This window comes from Corynebacterium sp. NML180780 (assembly GCF_007786415.1).
GTDB lineage: Bacteria > Actinomycetota > Actinomycetes > Mycobacteriales > Mycobacteriaceae > Corynebacterium > Corynebacterium gottingense.
Window position 1 is genome coordinate 148,684 of the sequence record NZ_VNKN01000002.1, and the last position, 19,499, is coordinate 168,182.

At 66.9% G+C, this 19,499-nt stretch carries 16 protein-coding genes; 13 read left to right on the forward strand and 3 right to left on the reverse strand.

Annotation, left to right across the window (positions count from 1 at the left end; genetic code table 11):
- The first annotated feature begins 5 nt into the window (after positions 1–5).
- From pafA to FPP74_RS01920, 5 genes are all read left to right on the forward strand, one after another.
- Positions 6–1,397, forward strand: coding sequence for a Pup--protein ligase (gene pafA / locus FPP74_RS01900; protein ID WP_095553700.1), 1,392 nt, complete (start codon positions 6–8; stop codon positions 1,395–1,397).
- A gap of 32 nt (positions 1,398–1,429) precedes the next feature.
- The gene (locus FPP74_RS01905) at positions 1,430–3,385 is read left to right on the forward strand and encodes a YafY family protein (RefSeq protein WP_144716987.1); all 1,956 of its coding nucleotides are present in this window, start codon (positions 1,430–1,432) and stop codon (positions 3,383–3,385) included.
- Between the two features lie 83 nt (positions 3,386–3,468).
- Entirely contained in the window at positions 3,469–3,756 is a 288-nt protein-coding gene (gene tatA, locus FPP74_RS01910; RefSeq protein ID WP_095553698.1) for a Sec-independent protein translocase subunit TatA, read from the forward strand.
- Between the two features lie 78 nt (positions 3,757–3,834).
- Positions 3,835–4,815: a twin-arginine translocase subunit TatC gene (gene tatC / locus FPP74_RS01915; protein WP_144717019.1), complete on the forward strand. Its 981-nt coding sequence runs from the start codon at positions 3,835–3,837 to the stop codon at positions 4,813–4,815.
- A 5-nt stretch (positions 4,816–4,820) separates the two neighbouring features.
- The gene (locus tag FPP74_RS01920) at positions 4,821–7,700 is read left to right on the forward strand and encodes an RNA helicase (protein WP_144716988.1); all 2,880 of its coding nucleotides are present in this window, start codon (positions 4,821–4,823) and stop codon (positions 7,698–7,700) included.
- Here FPP74_RS01920 and FPP74_RS01925 read toward each other — a convergent pair.
- Positions 7,697–8,320: a trypsin-like peptidase domain-containing protein gene (locus tag FPP74_RS01925; RefSeq protein ID WP_186439358.1), complete on the reverse strand. Its 624-nt coding sequence runs from the start codon at positions 8,318–8,320 to the stop codon at positions 7,697–7,699. The genes FPP74_RS01920 and FPP74_RS01925 overlap by 4 nt on opposite strands.
- Positions 8,321–8,353: 33 nt before the next feature.
- Here FPP74_RS01925 and FPP74_RS01930 point away from each other — a divergent pair, with 33 nt between their 5' ends.
- The 6 genes from FPP74_RS01930 to FPP74_RS01955 all read left to right on the forward strand — a co-directional run bounded on the left by FPP74_RS01930 (position 8,354) and on the right by FPP74_RS01955 (position 14,649).
- A complete protein-coding gene (locus tag FPP74_RS01930; protein ID WP_095536137.1) occupies positions 8,354–9,454 on the forward strand; it encodes a Xaa-Pro peptidase family protein in 1,101 nt (366 codons plus the stop codon).
- A gap of 4 nt (positions 9,455–9,458) precedes the next feature.
- On the forward strand, positions 9,459–10,235 hold the full coding sequence (locus FPP74_RS01935) for an SDR family oxidoreductase (protein ID WP_144716989.1): 777 nt from the start codon (positions 9,459–9,461) through the stop codon (positions 10,233–10,235).
- A gap of 5 nt (positions 10,236–10,240) precedes the next feature.
- The gene (locus FPP74_RS01940; protein ID WP_144716990.1) at positions 10,241–11,440 is read left to right on the forward strand and encodes a lipase family protein; all 1,200 of its coding nucleotides are present in this window, start codon (positions 10,241–10,243) and stop codon (positions 11,438–11,440) included.
- Between the two features lie 9 nt (positions 11,441–11,449).
- Positions 11,450–12,034 (forward strand): FxsA family protein, encoded by a 585-nt coding sequence (locus FPP74_RS01945; protein ID WP_144716991.1) that lies wholly within the window; start codon positions 11,450–11,452, stop codon positions 12,032–12,034.
- On the forward strand, positions 12,035–13,567 hold the full coding sequence (lnt, locus tag FPP74_RS01950; RefSeq protein WP_186439359.1) for an apolipoprotein N-acyltransferase: 1,533 nt from the start codon (positions 12,035–12,037) through the stop codon (positions 13,565–13,567).
- A 95-nt stretch (positions 13,568–13,662) separates the two neighbouring features.
- The gene (locus FPP74_RS01955) at positions 13,663–14,649 is read left to right on the forward strand and encodes a polyprenol monophosphomannose synthase (RefSeq protein WP_144716992.1); all 987 of its coding nucleotides are present in this window, start codon (positions 13,663–13,665) and stop codon (positions 14,647–14,649) included.
- 67 nt (positions 14,650–14,716) lie between these two features.
- On the opposite strand, the gene FPP74_RS01960 is transcribed toward FPP74_RS01955, so the two are convergent.
- Complete coding sequence (locus tag FPP74_RS01960) at positions 14,717–15,085, reverse strand: RNA polymerase-binding protein RbpA (protein WP_095548204.1); 369 nt, start codon at positions 15,083–15,085, stop codon at positions 14,717–14,719.
- A 476-nt stretch (positions 15,086–15,561) separates the two neighbouring features.
- Between FPP74_RS01960 and FPP74_RS01970 the strand changes: the two genes are divergently transcribed.
- Positions 15,562–16,296 carry a YceI family protein gene (locus FPP74_RS01970; protein WP_095548205.1) on the forward strand — a complete coding sequence of 245 codons (735 nt, stop codon included), beginning with the start codon at positions 15,562–15,564 and terminating at the stop codon, positions 16,294–16,296.
- Between the two features lie 112 nt (positions 16,297–16,408).
- On the opposite strand, the gene FPP74_RS01975 is transcribed toward FPP74_RS01970, so the two are convergent.
- A complete protein-coding gene (locus FPP74_RS01975; RefSeq protein WP_255456033.1) occupies positions 16,409–17,707 on the reverse strand; it encodes a cyclopropane-fatty-acyl-phospholipid synthase family protein in 1,299 nt (432 codons plus the stop codon).
- A 141-nt stretch (positions 17,708–17,848) separates the two neighbouring features.
- Here FPP74_RS01975 and FPP74_RS01980 point away from each other — a divergent pair, with 141 nt between their 5' ends.
- Entirely contained in the window at positions 17,849–19,249 is a 1,401-nt protein-coding gene (locus FPP74_RS01980) for an NAD(P)/FAD-dependent oxidoreductase (protein WP_144716993.1), read from the forward strand.
- The last annotated feature ends 250 nt before the right edge of the window (positions 19,250–19,499 follow it).

Genomic DNA, 19,499 nt, shown 5'->3' on the forward strand with positions numbered 1-19,499 from the left:
CCCGCATGGCCACCGTCTACCCCCGCCGCATCATGGGCGTGGAGACCGAGTTCGGCGTCACCGCGTTTGAGCACGGCAAGGTCGTGCTGACGCCCGAGGAAATCTCCCGCTACCTCTTTCGCCCGGTCGTCGCCGAGCACCGCAGCTCCAACATCTTCACCGACAACGCCTCGCGCCTCTACCTCGACGTTGGCTCGCACCCCGAGTACGCCACCGCCGAATGTGACTCGATCACCCAGCTGCTCAACTACGACAAGGCTGGCGAGGTCATCTTCAGCGACCTCGCCACGCAAGCAGAGCAGGCGCTCGAGCGGGACCGTGTGGGTGGCAAAGTCTTCCTGTTTAAAAACAACGTGGACTCGAAGGGCAACTCCTACGGCACGCACGAAAACTACCTGATCAGCCGCGAGCTCGCCCTGAAGTCGTTCGGCATGCAACTGCTGCCGTTTCTCATCACCCGCCAACTTCTCTGCGGGGCCGGGATGATCAAGAAGGGGCGCTTCGTCCTCTCGCAGCGCGCGGACCAGGTGTGGGAGGGCGTCTCCTCGGCCACCACCCGTACCCGGCCGATCATCAACACCCGCGACGAACCCCACGGCGATTCCCACCGCTTCCGGCGCATGCACGTCATCGTGGGCGACTCGAACATGGCGGAGCCCACGTTCGCGCTCAAGGTCGGCTCGACACTGTTGGTCATTGAGATGCTCGAGGCTGGTTTCGACCTCCCGGATTTCACGCTCGACAACGCCATCGATCACATCCGCGACATCGCGGCGGACCCCACGGGCCAGACGCCACTCGCGCTCAAGAGCGGGGGCACAGTCACCGCGCTCGAGGTCCAGCAGGCCACGTTGGATGCCGCACGGCGCTGGTTGGAGTCCCGGCCGGACGAGGGCACGCCGAACGAGGAAATGGCACGCGTCATTGACTTGTGGCAGCGCACCCTGGACGCGATTGCGTCGCAAGACTTCTCCGGCGTGGACCAAGAGATTGACTGGGTAATCAAGCGAAAGTTGTTGCTCCAGGTCAAAGACAAGCTTGGGGCTGAGTGGGACCATCCAAAGCTCGCGCAGATCGACCTGACCTACCACGACATCAACCGCGAGCGCGGGCTGTTCTACCTCCTGGAGCGCAAGGGCCTCGTGCGCCGGTGGACCACCGACGAAGCGATCTCCCACGCCGCGACGGCACCGCCGGAGACGACGCGCGCGTCGTTGCGCGGCCGGTTCCTCAGCGCTGCGCGCTCGGCGGGGATGGACCACAATGTGGACTGGGTCCACCTGAAAACCAACCGCCCGGAACCCCGCACCTTGGAGCTGCTCGACCCCTTCGCTACCGAGGACCAGCGTGTCGACGAGTTCATCGCACAGATCCGCGCGATGGGCGCCGCCGACTAGCCGGACCGGGGACGAGGGAGAAAGGCAGTTACGTGGCAGAGCTCGAACCGGAAGTCCGGCAGGCGAACCTGGCCTTTGCCATGCTGGGGTCCTCGCACGACCGCGAATCGGAGTGGGTTGCCCGCAACGTGGACGGCTACCAAGACCTGGAGACCGAAGCGCTACGCGTGAAGATCCGGCGCGATGTTGAGGCGCTGCGCCGGGCAGGAGTGCCTATTTCGTATTCCGGCGGGACCCTCACCATGGACCGGGACCGCTACGAGCTGGAACCCGTTGACCTCACCGAAGAAGAGGCAAGCGCCGTGGGCTTGGCGGTAGATCTCAGCACCGGCGGCTCGCTCGGCGCGTTTGCCCGCTCCGGCTGGACCAAGCTCGCGGCGTCCGGCGCGACCCGCGTGTTTGACAGCGCGCCGTTGACCTCTGCGGCCAGCGACGCCAACCGGATCGACCCTCAGGCATTCCACAACCTCCTCGCCGCGATTGAGCTGCAGAAGCGAGTCTCGTTCGACTTCACCCCAGCCGGCGGAGGGCACCCGCAGCGCCGGACGTTGGACCCGTGGGACATCGTCTCGCTGAACAACCGCGCCTACCTCGTAGGGTGGGACATCGAGCGCGACGCCGACCGCATCTTCCGGCTGGTCCGCGTCGCCAACGTGACCCTCGTGCGCGAGACCGAAGACTTCCACCAGTCGCCCGAGAACACCGGGGAGCTGGTTCGCGACGTGCTGCGCGGACCGGTCACCGACGCCATCGTCACCGTACGCCGCGGCACCTGTGAGGAACTCGCCGCCGCCGGCACTCGCGCATCCGGTGCCCGGGGCGACTCCAGTGCGGACCGCGACGAGATTCGTCTGCACGACGCCGAGCTCGACTGGGTGGTGCGCACATCGGCGGCCCACGCCGCCGACCTGGTCGCCGTGGAGCCGGAAGCGGTCCGCGAACAGGTCATCGCCCTACTCAAACAATCCGCCACGCCCCACGACGCCCCGCTCCGCAGCGCAACGAGCGCCAAGACCCCGTCGCCGGAGGAATCGGGGAGCCAGCGCCCCGCGGGTCACGCAAACTCCACCGGGTCAACCAGGCTCGTCCGCCTCCTCAACCTCCTGCCGTACATCACGCGGCACCAGGGGAAATCACTCATGGAGATCGCTCGCGACCTCGGGTCCAGCGTGGACGAGGTCCGCGACGACCTCAACCGGCTCCTGCTCTCCGGGGTCGGACGCGGCCCGGGCGAGATGTTCGACCTCGAGCACACCTGGCGCGGTGTGACCGTCCTGGATGACCAGGGTCTCACCGCGCCACTCCACCTCAAGCCCACCGAGGCCCACGCACTGCTGCTCCTGCTGGAATCGCTCGAGACGCTGCCCGGCCTGGTCAACGTCGACGCCGTGCGCTCCGCCGCGGACAAGATCCGCCGCGTCAACCGAAAGCGCGGGGTAGCGGACGTGGACCAGGTCGGCGGCCTGGGGTCCGTCGCGCAGGAGATCCGCCAGTCAATCGACGCCGGCAAGCAGCTCGAGCTCCGCTACTATTCCGCTTCCTCGGACCGGGTGACCGAGCGAACCGTTTCCCCGGTCGGCGTGTTTCAGCGCGATGAGCAGGCGTACCTGCAGGCGCTCGACGGCGACCGCGTCAAGTCCTTCCGGCTCGACCGAATTCGTGAGGTCAGGCAGGGGGAGGGGGACGCGGAGGCGTCGATAAGCGTCGCGCCCCTTGACCCCGACAACCCTTTCGGACTGGCCGATGCGCCACTCGCGCAACTGCTGGTGCGCAGCGACGCGACGTGGATGGCCGACTACTGGGAACTGGAGATCGACGAGGTGGGCGGCACCGGAGCGTGGGTGCCTGCGACGTTTCGCTTTGGCAGTGAGGACTGGCTGGTGAGGTTCTGCCTGGCCCACGCGGACCGACTGCGCCTGGTGGAACCGGAAAGCTTGGTGGACACGGTGCGCGAGCGTTCACTTCGCGCGCTCGACGCGTTAAGATGACGCGTTAGATATTCAGAAATTCAAACATTCGATGTCGATGTTTTCGTTGCAGGGCATCGCCGATACCCGTGGAAAGAGAAACCATGCCAAACATTGGTTGGACCGAGCTCATCATCATCCTGGTCATCGTGTTACTGCTGTTCGGCGCAAACAAGCTGCCGGACCTCGCGCGATCGATGGGTCGCTCCGCGCGCATCTTCAAGTCCGAGGTCGATGAGATGAAGCACGACGACGCGGGCGAGGCACCCAAGGCTCAGCCGAACGCGATCGAGTCCGGCCGCAACGCGGAGACCCAGTCCGTTGCGCAACCGGAGAGCTTCTGGGACAAGCCGGAGCACCAGCGCAACCAGACCCCGCCCGCGCAGCAGTAACCGCTCGCGACAGAGAGGGGAAAAGCGTTGGCGCTGAAGCTCAAGCGCGCGAGGAAGCCGAAAAACCCGACCGGTGAGATGAGCCTGGTGGAGCACCTCCAGGAGCTACGCCGGCGCGTCATGGTGTCCATGGCCGCAATTTTGGTGGGCACCATTGTCGGCTTCATTTGGTATCAGAATTCTCCACCAGGTGTGATGCCACTTGGAGAAATCATCCGTGGGCCCTACTGCAACCTCCCAGAAGATCTCCGTGCAGATTTCTCGGGTGACGGCGAGTGCCGCCTGCTTGCCACCAGCCCGTTCGAGATGTTCATGCTGCGCCTGAAGGTCGGCGCCCTCGCCGGCCTCGTCCTGGCCTCCCCGGTGTGGCTGACGCAGATCTGGAACTTCATCACCCCCGGGCTGCATAAAAACGAGCGCCGCTACACGTTCTCTTTCGTCACACTCGCCGCCTTGTTGTTCGTCGCCGGCGCTGTCCTGGCCTATTTTGTCTTGGACAAGGGTCTCCTTGTGCTGATGTCCATCGGCAAAGAGTTCCAGGTCGCCGCGCTCACCGGTGGCGAGTATTACAACTTCGTGCTCGCGCTTATCGTCATCTTTGGCGTGAGCTTCGAGCTGCCGCTCATCATCGTGATGCTCAACCTCATCGGCGTGCTGCGCTACGAGCATGTTCAGGACAAGCGCCGCATGATCATCGTGCTCATCTTCATCTTCGCCGCCATCATGACGCCGGGCCAAGACCCGTTCTCCATGGTCGCGCTCGCGCTGTCCATCACCGTGCTAGTGGAGATGGCCTTCCAGTTCTGCCGCATTCATGACAAGCGCACGAACCAGTCGCGCCCGGAGTGGATGGACCTTGACGACGAGCAATCGTCCGGCCCCGTCACCTCATCCGGCTCCATCGGGCGCGCACAGCCCGTCGGCGCGACCTCCCGGCCAAGCGCGCCGTCGAGGGTTTCCCCGTCGGCACCGCCGGCGGCCCCGAGCGCCCCGCCCGCCCCGGGCCGCGGTGGCTCGCACACCTACGGTCACGGGGATCCGTTCAACGACGTACTGTAAGGGGCATGGATTCCAGCGTTACCCCCTCACAGTCAGACAACCAAAGTCTTTCGGAGGACAACACCGCCGAGACCACAGGGGCCACTGAGGCTTCCGCACCCTTAGCGTTTCTGCCGGAGTTCCGCGACGCTAAGCCCTTCCCACTCGACGACTTCCAGGTGGAGGCCTGCGCAGACATCGAGCGCGGCCACGGCGTCCTCGTGTGCGCACCGACCGGCTCCGGCAAGACGGTTGTTGGCGAGTTCGCCGTTGCGCTGGCCCTGCACCAAGGCACGAAGTGCTTCTACACCACGCCCATCAAGGCGCTGAGCAACCAGAAGTACCACGACCTCGTCGCCGAGCACGGCGAGGACGCCGTCGGCCTCCTCACCGGCGACACCTCAATCAACGGGTCCGCCGAAATCGTCGTGATGACCACCGAGGTGCTACGAAACATGATCTACGCGGACTCCCGGCAGCTTGACCGGCTCTCGCACGTGGTGATGGATGAAATCCATTACCTCGCCGACCGGGACCGCGGCGCGGTGTGGGAGGAAATCATCCTCAACCTGGACGAGTCCGTCAGCCTCGTCGGGCTGTCCGCCACCGTGTCCAATTCCGAGGAGTTCGGCGAGTGGCTCGACGCGGTGCGCGGTGATACCCGCGTGATCGTCTCCGAGCACCGCCCGGTCCCGCTGAGCCAGTACATGATGGTGGGTCGCAAGATCTTTCCGCTGTTCGAACCCGGCACGGACGGCGGCGCATACGGCACCGACAGCACCGACGGCGGGAAAGTGAACCGCGCCCTCGTCCACGCAATCGAGCGCATCGAGTCCGGCTCCCGCGACGAGGGCCGCAGCGACTTCAAGGAGGGCCGCGGCTTTCGCGCCCGCTCCACCGGCCGCCGCAGCGGTAGCCAGCGCGCCCAGGACAAGGTCAAACCCGTCGGCCGCCCGCAGGTCGTCGCAGCACTGGGAAGCCGCGACATGCTCCCGGCCATCGTCTTCATCTTCTCCCGCGCGGGCTGCGACGGCGCCCTCTTCCAGTGCTTGCGCTCCCGCAAGGAGCTCACCACCCCGGAGGAGCAGGAGGAGGCAAGGGCTATTATCGACGCCGGCGTCGAAGGCATCCCCGACGAAGACCTCGACGTGCTCAACTTCCGCCAACTCCGCACGGCGTGGCTGCGCGGCTTCGCCGCCCACCATGCTGGCCTGCTCCCCGCGTTCAAACACATTGTGGAGCAGCTGTTCGTCCGGGGTCTGGTCAAAGTAGTTTTCGCCACCGAAACGCTTGCGCTGGGTATCAACATGCCGGCGCGCACCGTCGTGTTGGAGAAGCTGGTCAAGTTCAACGGCGAGGCGCACGTCGACCTCACGCCGGGGCAGTACACGCAGCTCACCGGCCGCGCGGGCCGCCGCGGCATCGACCATATCGGCAACGCGGTGGTGCAGTGGTCTCCGGCGATGGACCCGCACGAGGTGGCAGGCTTGGCGTCCACGCGCACCTACCCACTCATCTCGCAGTTCCAGCCCGGGTACAATATGGCGATCAACATGCTGGGCATGAACGGTTACGACGACTCCATCCGGCTCATCGAGCAGTCGTTCGCCCAGTTTCAGACCAACCGCTCCGTGGTGGGCGAGGTGCGTGACATCGACCGCCTGCGCTCCAAGGTACGCAGCCTGCGCGCGCAACTGGAACGAGACGTGGCCGGCTTTAACCCGCCGGGCACGGACCCGGCGGCGGCCCTGGAGGAGTACCTGCAGTTGCGCCGCGACCTCTCCGAGGCTGAGAAGGACGCGCGCCGCCACGCGCTGGAAAACCGCCAGGCGGAGACGGAGACGATCCTGGGGCGGCTGCGCGTCGGCGAGGTCATCGCCTTGCCGGGGAAGAAGAAGCCGGAGCTAGCCGCCGTCGTACAGGTGGCGGGAAAGAAGCGCGATCCCCGCCCGTGGGTGACCACGGAACGCGGCTGGTCCGGGCGCATCGACGCCGGCTCGTTCCGCAACGCGCCAGTCGTCGTTGGGCAGATCAAGGTACCCCGCCACGTGCAGGACCAGCCGCGCAAGCACACCCGCAAAGTGGTGAACATGCTGCACAGCGGGAATTTCAACGCGCCGCGTAAGCTCAAGGACAAGGTGCGGGTCCGGCCCAGCAAGAAGGTGACCGCGCTGCGCGAGGCCATGCACAACCACCCGGTGCACGCGTGGCCGCCGCATGACCGCGAGGTGCTCGCGCGTGTCGGGGAGGAGCTGGTGCGCAACGAGCGCAAGCTGCGCCGGCTGACCAACAGCGTGGATCGTTCGACCGATTCGTTGGGCCGCACCTTCGAGCGCATCATCGGACTGCTCACGGAGATGGACTACGTCGAGCTCATCGGCGGCGAGCCGCGCGTGACCGACGAAGGCGAGCGCCTGGCGCGCATCCACAACGTCTCCGACCTGCTCGTCGCGCAGTGCCTCAAGCGCGGTATTTGGGACGAGCTGGACCCCGCGGAGCTCGCCGGCGTGGCGTCCATGGTGGTGTTTGAAAACCGCAAGGCCACGCACGGCGAACCGGAGGCTGCCACGGACCGAATGGCGGAGGCGATGGGGGAGACCATGCGCGTCTACGGCGAGCTCTCCTTTGATGAGCAGCGCCACCAGCTGCCGGTGACGCGACTCCCGGATCCCGCGTTCTCGCTCGCCATGCACCAGTGGACCGCCGGCGCCCCGCTCGGGTACGCGCTGGCGGCCGCCGCGGAGTCCGGCACCGAGCTGACCCCCGGCGACTTTGTGCGCTGGTGCCGCCAGGTCATCGACCTGCTCGAGCAGGTCAAAAAGACCGGGTACAGCGACGAGGTCCGCGACAGCGCCAACCGGGCCATTGACGCTATTCGACGCGGCGTCGTCGCCATCGGCAGCTAGCAGGCGGCCCGTGCCGCCTCGATGGCGTCGCGCACTTCCCGGTTCAGCAGAGAGACGGTGGCGAGGTGCAGGTTGACGCGCCACGGGTCGAGGATGAGGGACTGGATGCCGGCGAGGTGGGCGTCGATAAGCACTGGGCCCCCGGAGTCCCCCTTGATCGCGGGGGCGGCGTTGGCGACGATGCCCGCCGGGCGCACGATGGTGCGCATGCTGCGCGAAAAGGCGAGCGGAAGCGTGATGAGGAATCGCCCGTCGCGGGCCGCGGGGGAGGTGGCGCCGCCGCCGAATCCGAACGTGACCGTACGTTTCAGCGCGCATCCAAGCAAGCGCGCCGGCGGGGCGAGGGGCGGGTACGGTCCAGGCGGCGCGTCGTCGGCGGTGCGGACGCGATTGAGCGTGATGAGAGCCACGTCGGTGCCTTCGAAGATGCGCACTTCGCGGACGCGACGGCGGGTGCCCCGCAGGCGCACCGTGATGCGGGACGGGGCGGGGCGCTCTGGAAGCAGGAAATGGGCGCAGGTGAGCACCGTGTCCTGAGCAACGAGGATGCCCGAGCAGTAGCGCGCGCCCACGGAGCAGCGGACGATCAAGTCGGGGTAGCAGGGGACAGGGTCGGTCACGCGCTCGAGTGTAACTGGCCTATCATTGCCAGCATGACGCGTATAGATCAGTCCACGTTCGCACACCGTCGATCCCGTGCCGCCGAGCTCGTTGCGGCGCACAAGCTCGGGGGCCTGGTTGTTGGCACCGGCCCGGAGTTTGCCTACCTCACCGGCTCCTGGGCCTCCTCGCACGAGCGGCTCACCGCCCTGGCCATCGGGCCGGACGGGCGGGTCGTGCTCGTCGCTCCGGTGACGGACATTGGCAGCCTGGGCGTTGCCGGCGACGATGTGGAAATCCGGGGCTGGCAGGACGGGCAGGACCCGTACCAGCTGGCAACTGAGGCGCTCGATGCGTCCGCACCCGTGGCGCTGGGCAGCTCGCTGACCGCCAACCACGTCTTCGCGCTGCAGGCCCTGCTCCCGCAGACCCGTCTGGCAACGGACACGCTCGCCGAGCTGTTTATGGCTAAGGAACCGGCCGAGCTGGCAGAGCTCAAGCGCGCCGGCGAGGCAATCGACCGCGTCCACGCCCGCGTGCCGGAGTTCCTGGTGGCGGGCCGCACCGAGGCGCAGGTGGCCGCCGAGCTGGACCGCCTGATCATGGACGAGCACGAGTCCGTCGACTTTGTCATCGTCGGCTCCGGCGAAAACGGCGCCAACCCGCACCACGACTTCTCCGAGCGTGTGCTGGAAGACGGCGACGTAGTTGTCGTGGACCTGGGCGGCACGCTGGATTCTGGCTACCACTCGGACTGCACCCGCACCTACATCGTGGGCGGCGACCCTGCGAAGGCGGATCCCGAGGTGGTCAAGGCCTACGAGGTACTGTTCCGCGCCCACCAGGCGGCGGTCACCGCGGCACGCCCCGGCATCACCGCCGGCGAGCTGGACGCGGTGGCGCGCGGCGTGATCGAGGAAGCCGGGTACGGCGAGTACTTCACGCACCGCCTGGGCCACGGCATCGGCCTGGCGGGCCACGAGGACCCGTTCATCATCGCCGGCAACGACACCGCATTGCAGGCCAACATGGCGTTCTCCATCGAGCCGGGCATCTACGTGCCGGGCAAGTGGGGCATGCGCCTGGAAGACATCGTTTACCTGGACGAGGACGGCGCAGTCTCGCTGGATAACGTCTCCCGCGACCTCCGCTAAGCCCATGTCTCGACGCATCCGCGGCGGGAGGACCGTCGAACCGCCCACCACCGGCACCGTGCTCGTGTTCGGCGGCACCAGCGACATTGGCACCGCCATCGCCCTGCGCGTCTGCTCCGGGCGGAGGGTCGTGCTGGCCATGCGCGAGCCCGAACGCGCTGACGCTCGCGCCATCGCGGAGCGTCTGCGCGAAGCCGGCGCCGCCAGCATCGAGTGCATCCGGTTCGAGGCCACGGAGCTCGAGTCCCACCGCCGGATAGTGGAATCCGTGCACGCCGCGGAGGAGATCACCACCGCCGTTGTCGCGTTTGGCGTCCTCGGCGATCAGGCGCGTGCCGAGCGCGACGAGTCCGAGGCCGTCCGCATCGGCAGCGTGGACTACCTCGCACAAATCAGCGCGCTGACCGTGCTGGCGGACGTCATGGGTCGCGGCAACATTGTCGCGTTCTCATCCATCGCCGGCTGGCGGGCCCGCCGCGCGAACTACGTCTACGGCTCCACCAAGGCGGGGCTCGACGCGTTCTGCCAGGGCCTGGCGGACCGGCTCCACGGCTCGGCTCTGCACTTGATCACCGCGCGCCCCGGGTTTGTTATCGGCTCGATGACGGAGGGGATGACGCCCGCGATCATGTCGGTGACTCCGGACGAAGTCGCCGATGCGGTCGTAGACGCCGCCCAGCGGGGCCGCAGCACAACCGTGTGGATCCCGCGCCGCCTCGCCGCGCTCGCGCTGGTCATGCGCCTCGTCCCGCGCCCCATCTGGCGTCATATGCCGAGGTAGGACACATGTTTCCTCTCACCCGCACAATCGCGGGGCTGCTTGTCGACGCCCTCCACGACCCCCGCCGCACCGAGCCGAAGCACACCACGCCGACGTGGGTGACGGGCATGACTCCCGGATCCCTCCTCAACGCCCGCGAAATCAAGGCCGTAGGCCTGACCAAGCGTCTCAACCCCGCCGACGTCTGGGGGATCGACTACGTTACTGCGGACGAGGACGGCCGCGCCCTCACCGCCACCGGGGCGGTCTTCCGCTCGCGCACCCCCTGGCCGGGCCACGGCCCGCGCCCCACCATCGCGTTCGCCCCCTCCACGCAGGGCGTCGCCCCGCGCTGCAACCCCTCGTACTCGTGCACCGTCGGCCTCGCCCCGCGCCGCGCGCCGTGGGACCTCATCGCCGCCTACGAGCAGCCGGCGATCAACCTGCTGCTCGCGGCGGGCGCCAACGTCGTGCTCACCGACTACCCCCGCAACCCGGCCGAGAACGTGCAGCTCTACTGCAACCACGTTGCCGCCGCGCAGTCGCTCATCGACGCCACCCGCGCCGCCTCATCCCTCTCCGTCGACACCACCGTGCTCGGCCTGTGGGGCTTCTCCCAGGGCGGCGGGGCAGTGGGCGCCTGGCTCGAACGCCCGGAGTACGCCCCGGAGCTCCAGCCGCAAGCCGCCGTCGTCGGCGCGCCCCCGGCCGCGCTCGTGCCGATGCTCGACCACGTCGACGGCGCCATGCCTTCCGTAGTGATCCTTTACGCCGTCGCGGGCCTCATGGCGCACCACCCGGATCTGGCGGATGAGATCCTGCCGCACCTCAGCCCCGAAGGTGCCGCGACGATCCTGGCGGACTCGGACCTCTGTGCCGTCGGGGCGTCGCTTCGCCGCCCCTGGGCGCACACGACCCGGTGGACTCGCAGTGGCCTCAGCATGGCGGAGCTCCTCCACTCCCTCCCTGGCACCTCCGAGCACCTCGAGTCGATCGCGCTCGGACGCAGGCGGCCGCTGCGCATCCCGACCCGGTTCTGGGGCTCGCTCCACGACGACATCATCCCGTACCCGCAGCTCACCGCGCTTGCGGACGCGTGGGAGATTCCGCTGCAGACGCGCCGCATGCCGCGCGTGCCGGGCAGGACTGGCGTCAACCACTATGGCCCGTATTTCCAACATCTGGCGGGTGACGTCAAATGGCTCGTGCGACAGCTGGACAGGTAGTCTGGCCGCATGCCGCTGTTTATTTTCGCCTACTTTCTCATTGAGGCACTCGCGTTCTTCGGCGTTGCCAAGCTCATCGGCGTCGGCTGGGCACTGCTCGCCATCTTCGCGCTGATGTTTCTCGGTGGTGCGCTCGCCAGCCTCGCGCTGCGTGGCACGCTAGTCAACGCCGCCGAGGGGCGCTCGTCGCTCGGCAGGGTAGCGGGGGACTCCGCCCTGTTGATGACGGGATGGCTGCTGTGCATCATTCCCGGCTTCGTCAGCTCCCTGCTCGGGTTCCTGCTCATCTTCGGCCCCACCCGCGGGTTCCTGCGCCGTTTCATCAGAACGCGGACGATCCGGAGCATGGAAAACTTCGGTGTCCGCGTGTACAACACCTCGCCGCTGTCGCAGTTCCAGACCAGCTACGGCAACTTCGGCGCCGACCGGCAGGCAGGCGGCCACCAGGCGCACGAGCAGGACACGGAGCACGACGTCATTGACGCCGACGAGCTCGAGGCCATGTTCCGCGCCGAAGGTCCGGAGGGTGATCGTGGCGACGGGGACGGAGGGGCGTCGACAAGCAAAGAGCCCGACGGCGGAAAGGACAAGTAGGTGCAGGGAGTGCTGCGACTGCTGCTGGCTGCGGGGGCGGGCGCGCTGGCGTACCTGTCCTACGAACCGCACGGGCTCTGGTGGGCGGGCGTCCTCGCGATGGCGCTGCTCTTTGGCGCGCTCGCGCCGTGGGGGAGCGCGCGGCCCGGGGTGTGGACGGGCGCTGGTCTCGGCCTCGTCCAGGCGCTGGTGTGCTACCTCCTGCTGTTGCCGTGGATCGGTGAGTTCGTGGGCGCGATGCCGTATGTGGCGCTCTCCGTCTTCCTGGCGCTGTACGCGCTGGCCACCGGCGCCTTCGGCACGCTCGTTGCCCGCTGGCGCTACGGCTTCGCCGCATTCGCACTGGTCTACGTGGCCGTGGAGTTCTGTCGCTCCTCGTTCCCGTTCGGTGGGTTCGCCTGGGTGCGGCTCGCTTGGGGGCAGATCGGCGGTCCGCTTGGCAACCTTGCGCATTTCGGCGGGCCCGCGCTCGTGACGTTGGCGGTGGTGCTCGCCGGCGCAGGGCTGGCGGCGCTGGTGGTCGCCCACGGGCGCGCACGCGCTGCGGGCGGGGTCGCGGTCGTGGCGCCGCTGGTCTTGGGGCTGGCGGCGTCGGCTGCGGTCAACACGCCCGCCCACGAGGTTGGGACGGCCCGCGCGGCGACAGTGCAGGGCAACGTCCCGCGGCTCGGGCTGGATTTCAACGCGCAGCGCCGCGCGGTGCTGAGCAATCACGTGGAGGAGACCAAGCGGCTGGCGCAGGACGCGAAGGATCAAGGACAGCCGCTTGACCTGGTGATCTGGCCGGAGAACGCCTCGGACGTCAACCCGTTTACGGACCCGGAGGCGGGCGCGCTGGTCAAGGAGGCCGCTGCGGCCGTCGGCGTCCCCGTCCTGGTGGGCACACTCACGCGCGACCAGGTGGGGGAGCGCAACACCATGGTGGTCATCAACCCGGACGGCTCGGTGGGCGAGCGGCACAACAAGCGCTTCCTCCAGCCGTTTGGCGAGTACATGCCCATGCGCGACTTCTTCCGCAACTTTTCCGACATGGTGGATCTGGCCGGGGACTTCAAGCCCGGCGATGGCCCGGGCGTGGTCCGGATGGGAACGACGGTCGTCGGCGTGGCCACGTGCTACGAGGTCGCGGAGGATCCGGCTTACCGCATGGCGGTGCGCAACGGCGCGCAGCTGCTGGCCACCCCGACGAACAACGCGACCTTCGGCTTCACCGACATGACCTACCAGCAGCTGGCCATGAGCCGCATGCGCGCGATCGAGACCGACCGCGCCGTGGTCGTCGCCGCGACCTCCGGGGTCTCTGCGATCGTGCACCCAGACGGTTCCGTCTCCCAACAAAGCGAGATTTTCCAGGCCGCGCACCTGCAGGAGGAGCTCCCGCTCAAGGACTCCATCACCCCAGCCGTGCGGTTCGGCCAGTGGCTAGAGTGGATGTTAGTACTCGGCGGTGCCGCGGTCGCGCTCGGTGCCGTGGCGCGCCCCAAGCGCGAGTATGCTGCTAAGAGTCCCGCGGAGAAGGAGCGTATGGCTTAGCGACGCCCACGCGGCCCCACCACAGGCCCGCACCCACTTCCGCGAACCGAAACGAATACCCAACAAGACGTATCTGCAAAAGGAGTCAATCGCCCATGGCGAACGCAACGCTGGTGATCATCCCCACCTACAACGAGCTGGAGAACATCCCGCTGATTACGGAGCGCGTACTGACGGCGAACCCGGAGGTCGACCTACTGATCGTGGACGATAACTCTCCGGACGGCACCGGCGACAAGGCTGATGAGCTGGCGGCGAAGCACGATGAGGTCCACGTCCTGCACCGCGCTGGCAAGGAGGGCCTGCTCGCCGCCTACCGCGCCGGCTTCCGCTGGGGCTTGGAGCGTGACTACGCCGTGCTGTGCCAGATGGACGCGGACGGCTCCCACAAGCCGGAGGAGCTGCCGCGACTGCTCACCGCGATTGAGCGCGGCGGCGACCTGGTGATCGGCTCCCGCTACGTCGAGGGCGGCGAGGCGAAGAACTGGCCCCGCCAGCGCTACCTGCTGTCCAAGCTGGGCAACCAGTACATCTCGCTGGCGCTCGGTGACGACGTCGCCGATATGACCGCCGGCTACCGTGCGTTCCGCCGCGAGGTCCTCGAGGCCATCGACCTGGACGCGCTGTCCAACAAGGGCTACATCTTCCAGGTGGACCTGGCGCACAAGGTCATCGACGCCGGCTTCGACGTGCGCGAGGTACCCATTACTTTTGAGGACCGCACGCTGGGCGAGTCCAAGCTGGACGCGAGCTTCGCCGGCCAGTCCCTCATCGAGGTAACGAAGTGGGGCGTGAAGGAGAAGTCCTGGAAGGTCAGCGAGATGGCCAAGGAGGGCGGCAAGCTGCTTCAGTACGAGCTTGATAACTCGAAGCTCTCCCGCCTCGGCGCGAAGGCCGACCAGCTGCCGGAGCAGGTGGTCAACATGATCTCCGAGGGCGCGAAGCTGGGCAACTACGAGCTGAACAACAGCCCCCTGCGCAAGGTGCCGGGCAAGGTCACCGACATGGTGAGCCAGGCGACTGAGATGATCAGCGAGGGCCTCGGTCTCGTGCGCTACGAGGCGACCAAGAAGCAGCGCTAAGCACCAACGACCAACGGCCCGGACCACAGTGGACTCACTGTGCCGGGCCGTTGCGTATGTTCGGGGCTTACTTCTCGCCCTGCTCCTTTGCCAGTCGCGCGGCGGCGCGGCGGCGCTTGCGCAGGTGCTCGAGGCGCTCCTCGAGCAGGACGTCAAGCTCCTCGATGCTGCGGCGCTCCCGCAGCATGTCCCAGTGGGTGCGCGGTGGCTTGGCCGGCTTGGACTCCACGCCCTCACCCTCAATCAGGGTGCCGAGCTGGCCGTTCTTGCACATCCACTCCTCGGGGATCTCCGCATCATCAGCGAAGGGGACCTCAAAAACCTCCCCGTCGGGGGTACGGTACTTTGCCATCTGGCGCGGGGCCAGGTCGTGGTCCCTGTCGGTTTCGTAGCTCACTGCACCCATGCGGCTTCCACGGAGCACACGATCAGCCATGCTGTATCAATCCCTTCATTGCGAGTCACTGCAAGCCATTGCAAGCATTCCCAGTCGATACAGTATAACGGTCAACCTGCCCGCATTGTTCCCGCGGATGGGGTTTGGCGCGGCGGCGTGTATTAGGCTTGCCGTGTGGCTAGCGAAGGAAAGCAGGCGCCCACGTGCGCCTGGTGCGGAGGGCAAATGCCCGAGCAGCAGGGTAGGGGCCGCCGGAGGAAGTTCTGTAGCGCCTCGTGCAAGCAGCGCGCGTACGAGCAGCGGCACTCGCTCTCCGGCACCCAAATCCCGGCGGACGCGGTCATTCTCTCGCCGAAAAAGGTTGCTGACCTGCGCGATCAGCTATATCAGCTGCGGTGCGCGGCGGAGGACGTCCAGACCGCGGCAAGCGAGGGCGCAACCCCGGAGGAATTACGTCACTTATGTGACGAAATGGTGAATCTGTCCCACAGCATCGAGAGGTTAAGGTAACAGGTATGCACAACGGCACTGAAGCTGGCAAAAGTTTCGACGAGGCCGCACTGAAGCGCAGGCGGACGCTGCTCATCGTCGCCGGGTCGATCATCGTGGTCATCCTGCTTGCGGTCGCGTTCGTCCCACTCGCGCTCGGGGGGCTGTTTGGAAACGGCGTGAAGACCGAAGGCATTGATGAGTCGCGCCTCAAGGCCGCCGATACGCCTCTCGACGGCCACTGGGAAGTCTCGTCACGCCCGGGCCCAAACGGCTCGTCGGCGGGCTTTACGTTCTTTGAGATCCTCCCGGGCCAAGAGAAGGTCACCTCGGGCTCGACGGAGGGCGTGAGCGGCTCGGCGGACATTGAGGCCGGCACGCTCACTGCCGGCGAGATCACCGTCGACATGACCAACCTGACGAGCGATAGCGACGTCCGCGATTCCAACGTCCGCCGCAAGATCCTACACACGGACCAGTTCCCGGAGGCGACGTTCCGCGTCACGGAGCCGGCGGACGTATCCCAGGTGCCGGATGACGGCTCCGTGGCCAAGGTGGAGCTCACCGGCGAGATGACCATCCACGGCGAGACAAACACGGTGACGCACGAGTTCGACGTCGCGCGCTCCGGCTCGTCGCTGATCGTCGCGGGCGATGTCCCGATCAACCGGGCGGATTACGGCGTCGAGTCGCCGGAGTTCGTGGCGGCCAAGATTGACGAGCAGGGTGAGGTCAACATCCGCCTCAACATGCACCAGTAGCCGTCCTATATTACGTCACTTGACGTAATATATATGCGTATTTGTCCGATAATGTACATTATGTCAACTAACGCGCGGGCCCACGCTTCTCGACGCCACCACGCCCCTCCATCTACCGCCGCCCCCGCCGGTTCCGCGCCGTGAGCGTCAGTTGCGTGAGATCAATCATCCGCAGCTCCGCGAGCGCCTGACGCAGCGCGAGCTGCCACACCCACAGTCGCCGGTACACCGGATCGAACCCGTCCGCGGCCGCGTCGCGCAGGTGCGAATCAAAGGTGGCGCGCTGCAATCCCAGCGACGTCGCCAGGTGCTGAGGCGCGTGCGTCTCCGCGATGATGCGCAGCCCGGTCTTGCGGTCCACAATCCGCGCCAACGTCTCCGTGGATGCGTAGCTCAGGCCCGGCCACACGTACGCCCTCAACGACGCCAACGCCGCCCGCGCCGCCTTATTCATCTCCGGCCCTGCCACGATCGTCTGGATCGCCACCTTGCCACCCGGCGCAACCGCAGACCCGAGCTGCGTGAGAAACTCGGCTTTGTCGTCGTCGCTCAGCGTCTCGAGGTGCTCGAGCGACACCGCCGCGTCGTACCCGCGCCCGAGCCGCTTGACCCTGACCTGACCCGGTACGCCCGCGAACGTGAGCTGCTCGCGCAGCGCGTCCGCGGACTCCGGCGAATTGGTCACGCACTCGACCTTGTCCCCGGCCGCCAGCGTGACCGCGGGTCCGGACGCCGGATACTCCAGCACGCGGGACCGGTCGCGCACACCAGCCGCCTGCAGGAGCATTGCTACGGATCGCGCCTGCGCGTCCGCCAAATCCGAGCGGGTCGTCCCCTCGTCCTGGGGCGCGGCGATCTCGGTCACGTCCACGAAGTGTCGCGCAGGCTCGTTGCCATGCCCCGCGCCACGCGCGTACGACTTCACGCGCACCCGCTCCCGCGTCGGCACGCCGGTGGCGAAGTGGCCCTGGAACGGGCTCACGCCGTCGCCCGCGTAGTGCTGAATCAGGCTGGGCGGCACTTCCCCGCTCTCGTGCGACCTCGCCGGCGCGACGCGCAGCGTGGACGGCACGTAGCCGGATTGGACGAGTTTGCGCAGCACCTGTACAAGCCGTTCAGAGTCCGGCGTGTGCCACTCCCCGGCCAAGTACCCCTCAGCCAGCCCGACCCAGCCGTTGGCGACGACGCGCTGGAACACCTCCGCGTAATCCACCACGACGTCCGGGGCATCGCCGTCAACGCGGATGCCGGCGTTGGCGCACGCCGCCGCAAAGCGCGCCTCTGCCCGGCCCGCCCGCCACCTATCGAGTCGCCCTCCGGGGACTGCGGCCACGCTGGGCCACGCGGTGGCGTCGATAATTGCCAAATGCTCGGGGACGCTGGACGCGTTCATGTCGTGTGGGGAGGTCACGCGGCTGATGGTAGCGGGTGCGCGCCGGATCCCGGCGATGCCACGTCGGCACCCGCCTGTGGAGCTTCAAAGAATTCGGCGTAGTATATGCAGGGGAAATTTCCAGACTTGTCTTTAAATTAGGTACAAGGAGTCTTACCTATGGCAGAAGCGCCGTACCGTCCCGCAGGCAACCGCCACCACGTCGTCATTATTGGTGCTGGTTTCGGTGGCCTGTTCGCCGCCCGCGAGCTCGCGGATGCGGACGTGGACATCACGCTGATCAACCGCACGAACTACCACCTCTTCGCCCCGCTGCTCTACCAGGTGGCGACCGGCCTGCTTTCCAGCGGTGAGATTGCCACCTCGGTCCGCCAGATCCTCGCGGGCCAGGACAACGTGAGCGTCGTACGTGGCGACGTCACCGACGTCAACGTTGAGGGCCAGACCGTTACCGCCAACGAGGGCGCGTTCACCCGCTCCTACGCGTACGACTCCCTCGTCGTCGCCGCGGGCGCCGGCCAGTCCTACTTTGGCAACGACCAGTTCGCCGAGTTCGCCCCCGGCCTGAAGACCGTGGACAACGCCCTCGAAATCCGTGCCCGCCTCGTCTCCGCCTTCGAGCGCGCAGAGCTCGCCGAGACCGAGGAAGAGCGCAACGAGCTGCTCACCTTCGTCATCGTCGGCGCAGGCCCGACCGGCGTCGAGCTGGCTGGCCAGGTGGCCGAGATGGCCCACCGCTCCTTCAAGGGCCAGTTCAAGAACTTCGTTCCGTCGCAAGCAAAGATCGTGCTTATCGACGGCATGCCGCAGGTCCTCCCGCCATTTGGGAAGCGCCTGGGCAAGAAGGCGCAGCGTGAGCTGGAGCGCAAGGGCGTCACCGTCGTCCTCAACGCCCTGGTTTCCAACGTGGATGCCGGCAGCGTCACCTACAAGGACACCAATTCCGGCGAGGAGACGACGCTGCGCGCGGCGACCAAGATCTGGTCCGCAGGCGTGCAGGCGTCCCCGCTGGGCAAGCAGATCGCCGAGCAGGTCGGCGTCGAGGCAGAGCGCAACGGCAAGGTTCCGGTCAACGCGGACCTCACCGTGGGCGACAAGGACAACCTGTTCATCATCGGCGACATGATGAACCGCAACCGCCTCCCCGGCGTTGCTCAGGTGGCGATCCAGTCCGGCGAGTACGTCGGTCGGATCATCAAGGAGCAGGTCGAGCACGACGTTGCGCCGTCCGCCCGCGACGAGTTCGAGTACTTTGACAAGGGCTCTATGGCGATCGTCTCCCGCTACAACGCCGTGGTGAAGATGGGCAAGGTCGAGGTCGCAGGCTTCCTCGGCTGGATGATGTGGCTGGCAGTTCACGTCTCCTTCCTCGTCGGCGTGCGCAACCGCCTGGTGTCCATGTACACCTGGACCAACAACGCGCTCACCCCGAATCGCTACAACCTCGCCACCACGCTGCAGCAGCAGCACGGCCGCAACGCGCTGGACAAGCTGCGCGCCAACGTCGACGGCGCTGAGGACACCTTTGAAGAGGTTCGCGATACCAACGGCGAAAACTAAGCACTCCCCCCGTCGGGTGCAGTAGCGTACCCCCGCCTACACCCGCGATTCGAGGCCCGGTCCACACGACCGGGCCTTTTGCTGTGTCGGCGGGGGTAATTCACCCCCGGTGGCCAAGGTCACACGGTTGAAAGTAGCGGGTTCGCAATGGTCTCACCTTATAATTGGGACACAACGATGGTAGCGCTTCAAATCATCGGCCGGAACGACTTCCGGTGGCAGATGTTGAACGGGAACCTGGGAAAGTGCT

Coding starts and splice junctions, on each gene's coding strand:
- pafA (WP_095553700.1), top strand. CDS start 6: ATGGCCACCGTCTACCCCCGCCGCATCATGGGCGTGGAGACCGAGTTC.
- tatA (WP_095553698.1), top strand. CDS start 3,469: ATGCCAAACATTGGTTGGACCGAGCTCATCATCATCCTGGTCATCGTG.
- tatC (WP_144717019.1), top strand. CDS start 3,835: ATGAGCCTGGTGGAGCACCTCCAGGAGCTACGCCGGCGCGTCATGGTG.
- FPP74_RS01920 (WP_144716988.1), top strand. CDS start 4,821: ATGGATTCCAGCGTTACCCCCTCACAGTCAGACAACCAAAGTCTTTCG.
- FPP74_RS01930 (WP_095536137.1), top strand. CDS start 8,354: ATGACGCGTATAGATCAGTCCACGTTCGCACACCGTCGATCCCGTGCC.
- FPP74_RS01935 (WP_144716989.1), top strand. CDS start 9,459: ATGTCTCGACGCATCCGCGGCGGGAGGACCGTCGAACCGCCCACCACC.
- FPP74_RS01940 (WP_144716990.1), top strand. CDS start 10,241: ATGTTTCCTCTCACCCGCACAATCGCGGGGCTGCTTGTCGACGCCCTC.
- FPP74_RS01945 (WP_144716991.1), top strand. CDS start 11,450: ATGCCGCTGTTTATTTTCGCCTACTTTCTCATTGAGGCACTCGCGTTC.
- FPP74_RS01955 (WP_144716992.1), top strand. CDS start 13,663: ATGGCGAACGCAACGCTGGTGATCATCCCCACCTACAACGAGCTGGAG.
- FPP74_RS01960 (WP_095548204.1), bottom strand. CDS start 15,085: ATGGCTGATCGTGTGCTCCGTGGAAGCCGCATGGGTGCAGTGAGCTAC.
- FPP74_RS01970 (WP_095548205.1), top strand. CDS start 15,562: ATGCACAACGGCACTGAAGCTGGCAAAAGTTTCGACGAGGCCGCACTG.
- FPP74_RS01980 (WP_144716993.1), top strand. CDS start 17,849: ATGGCAGAAGCGCCGTACCGTCCCGCAGGCAACCGCCACCACGTCGTC.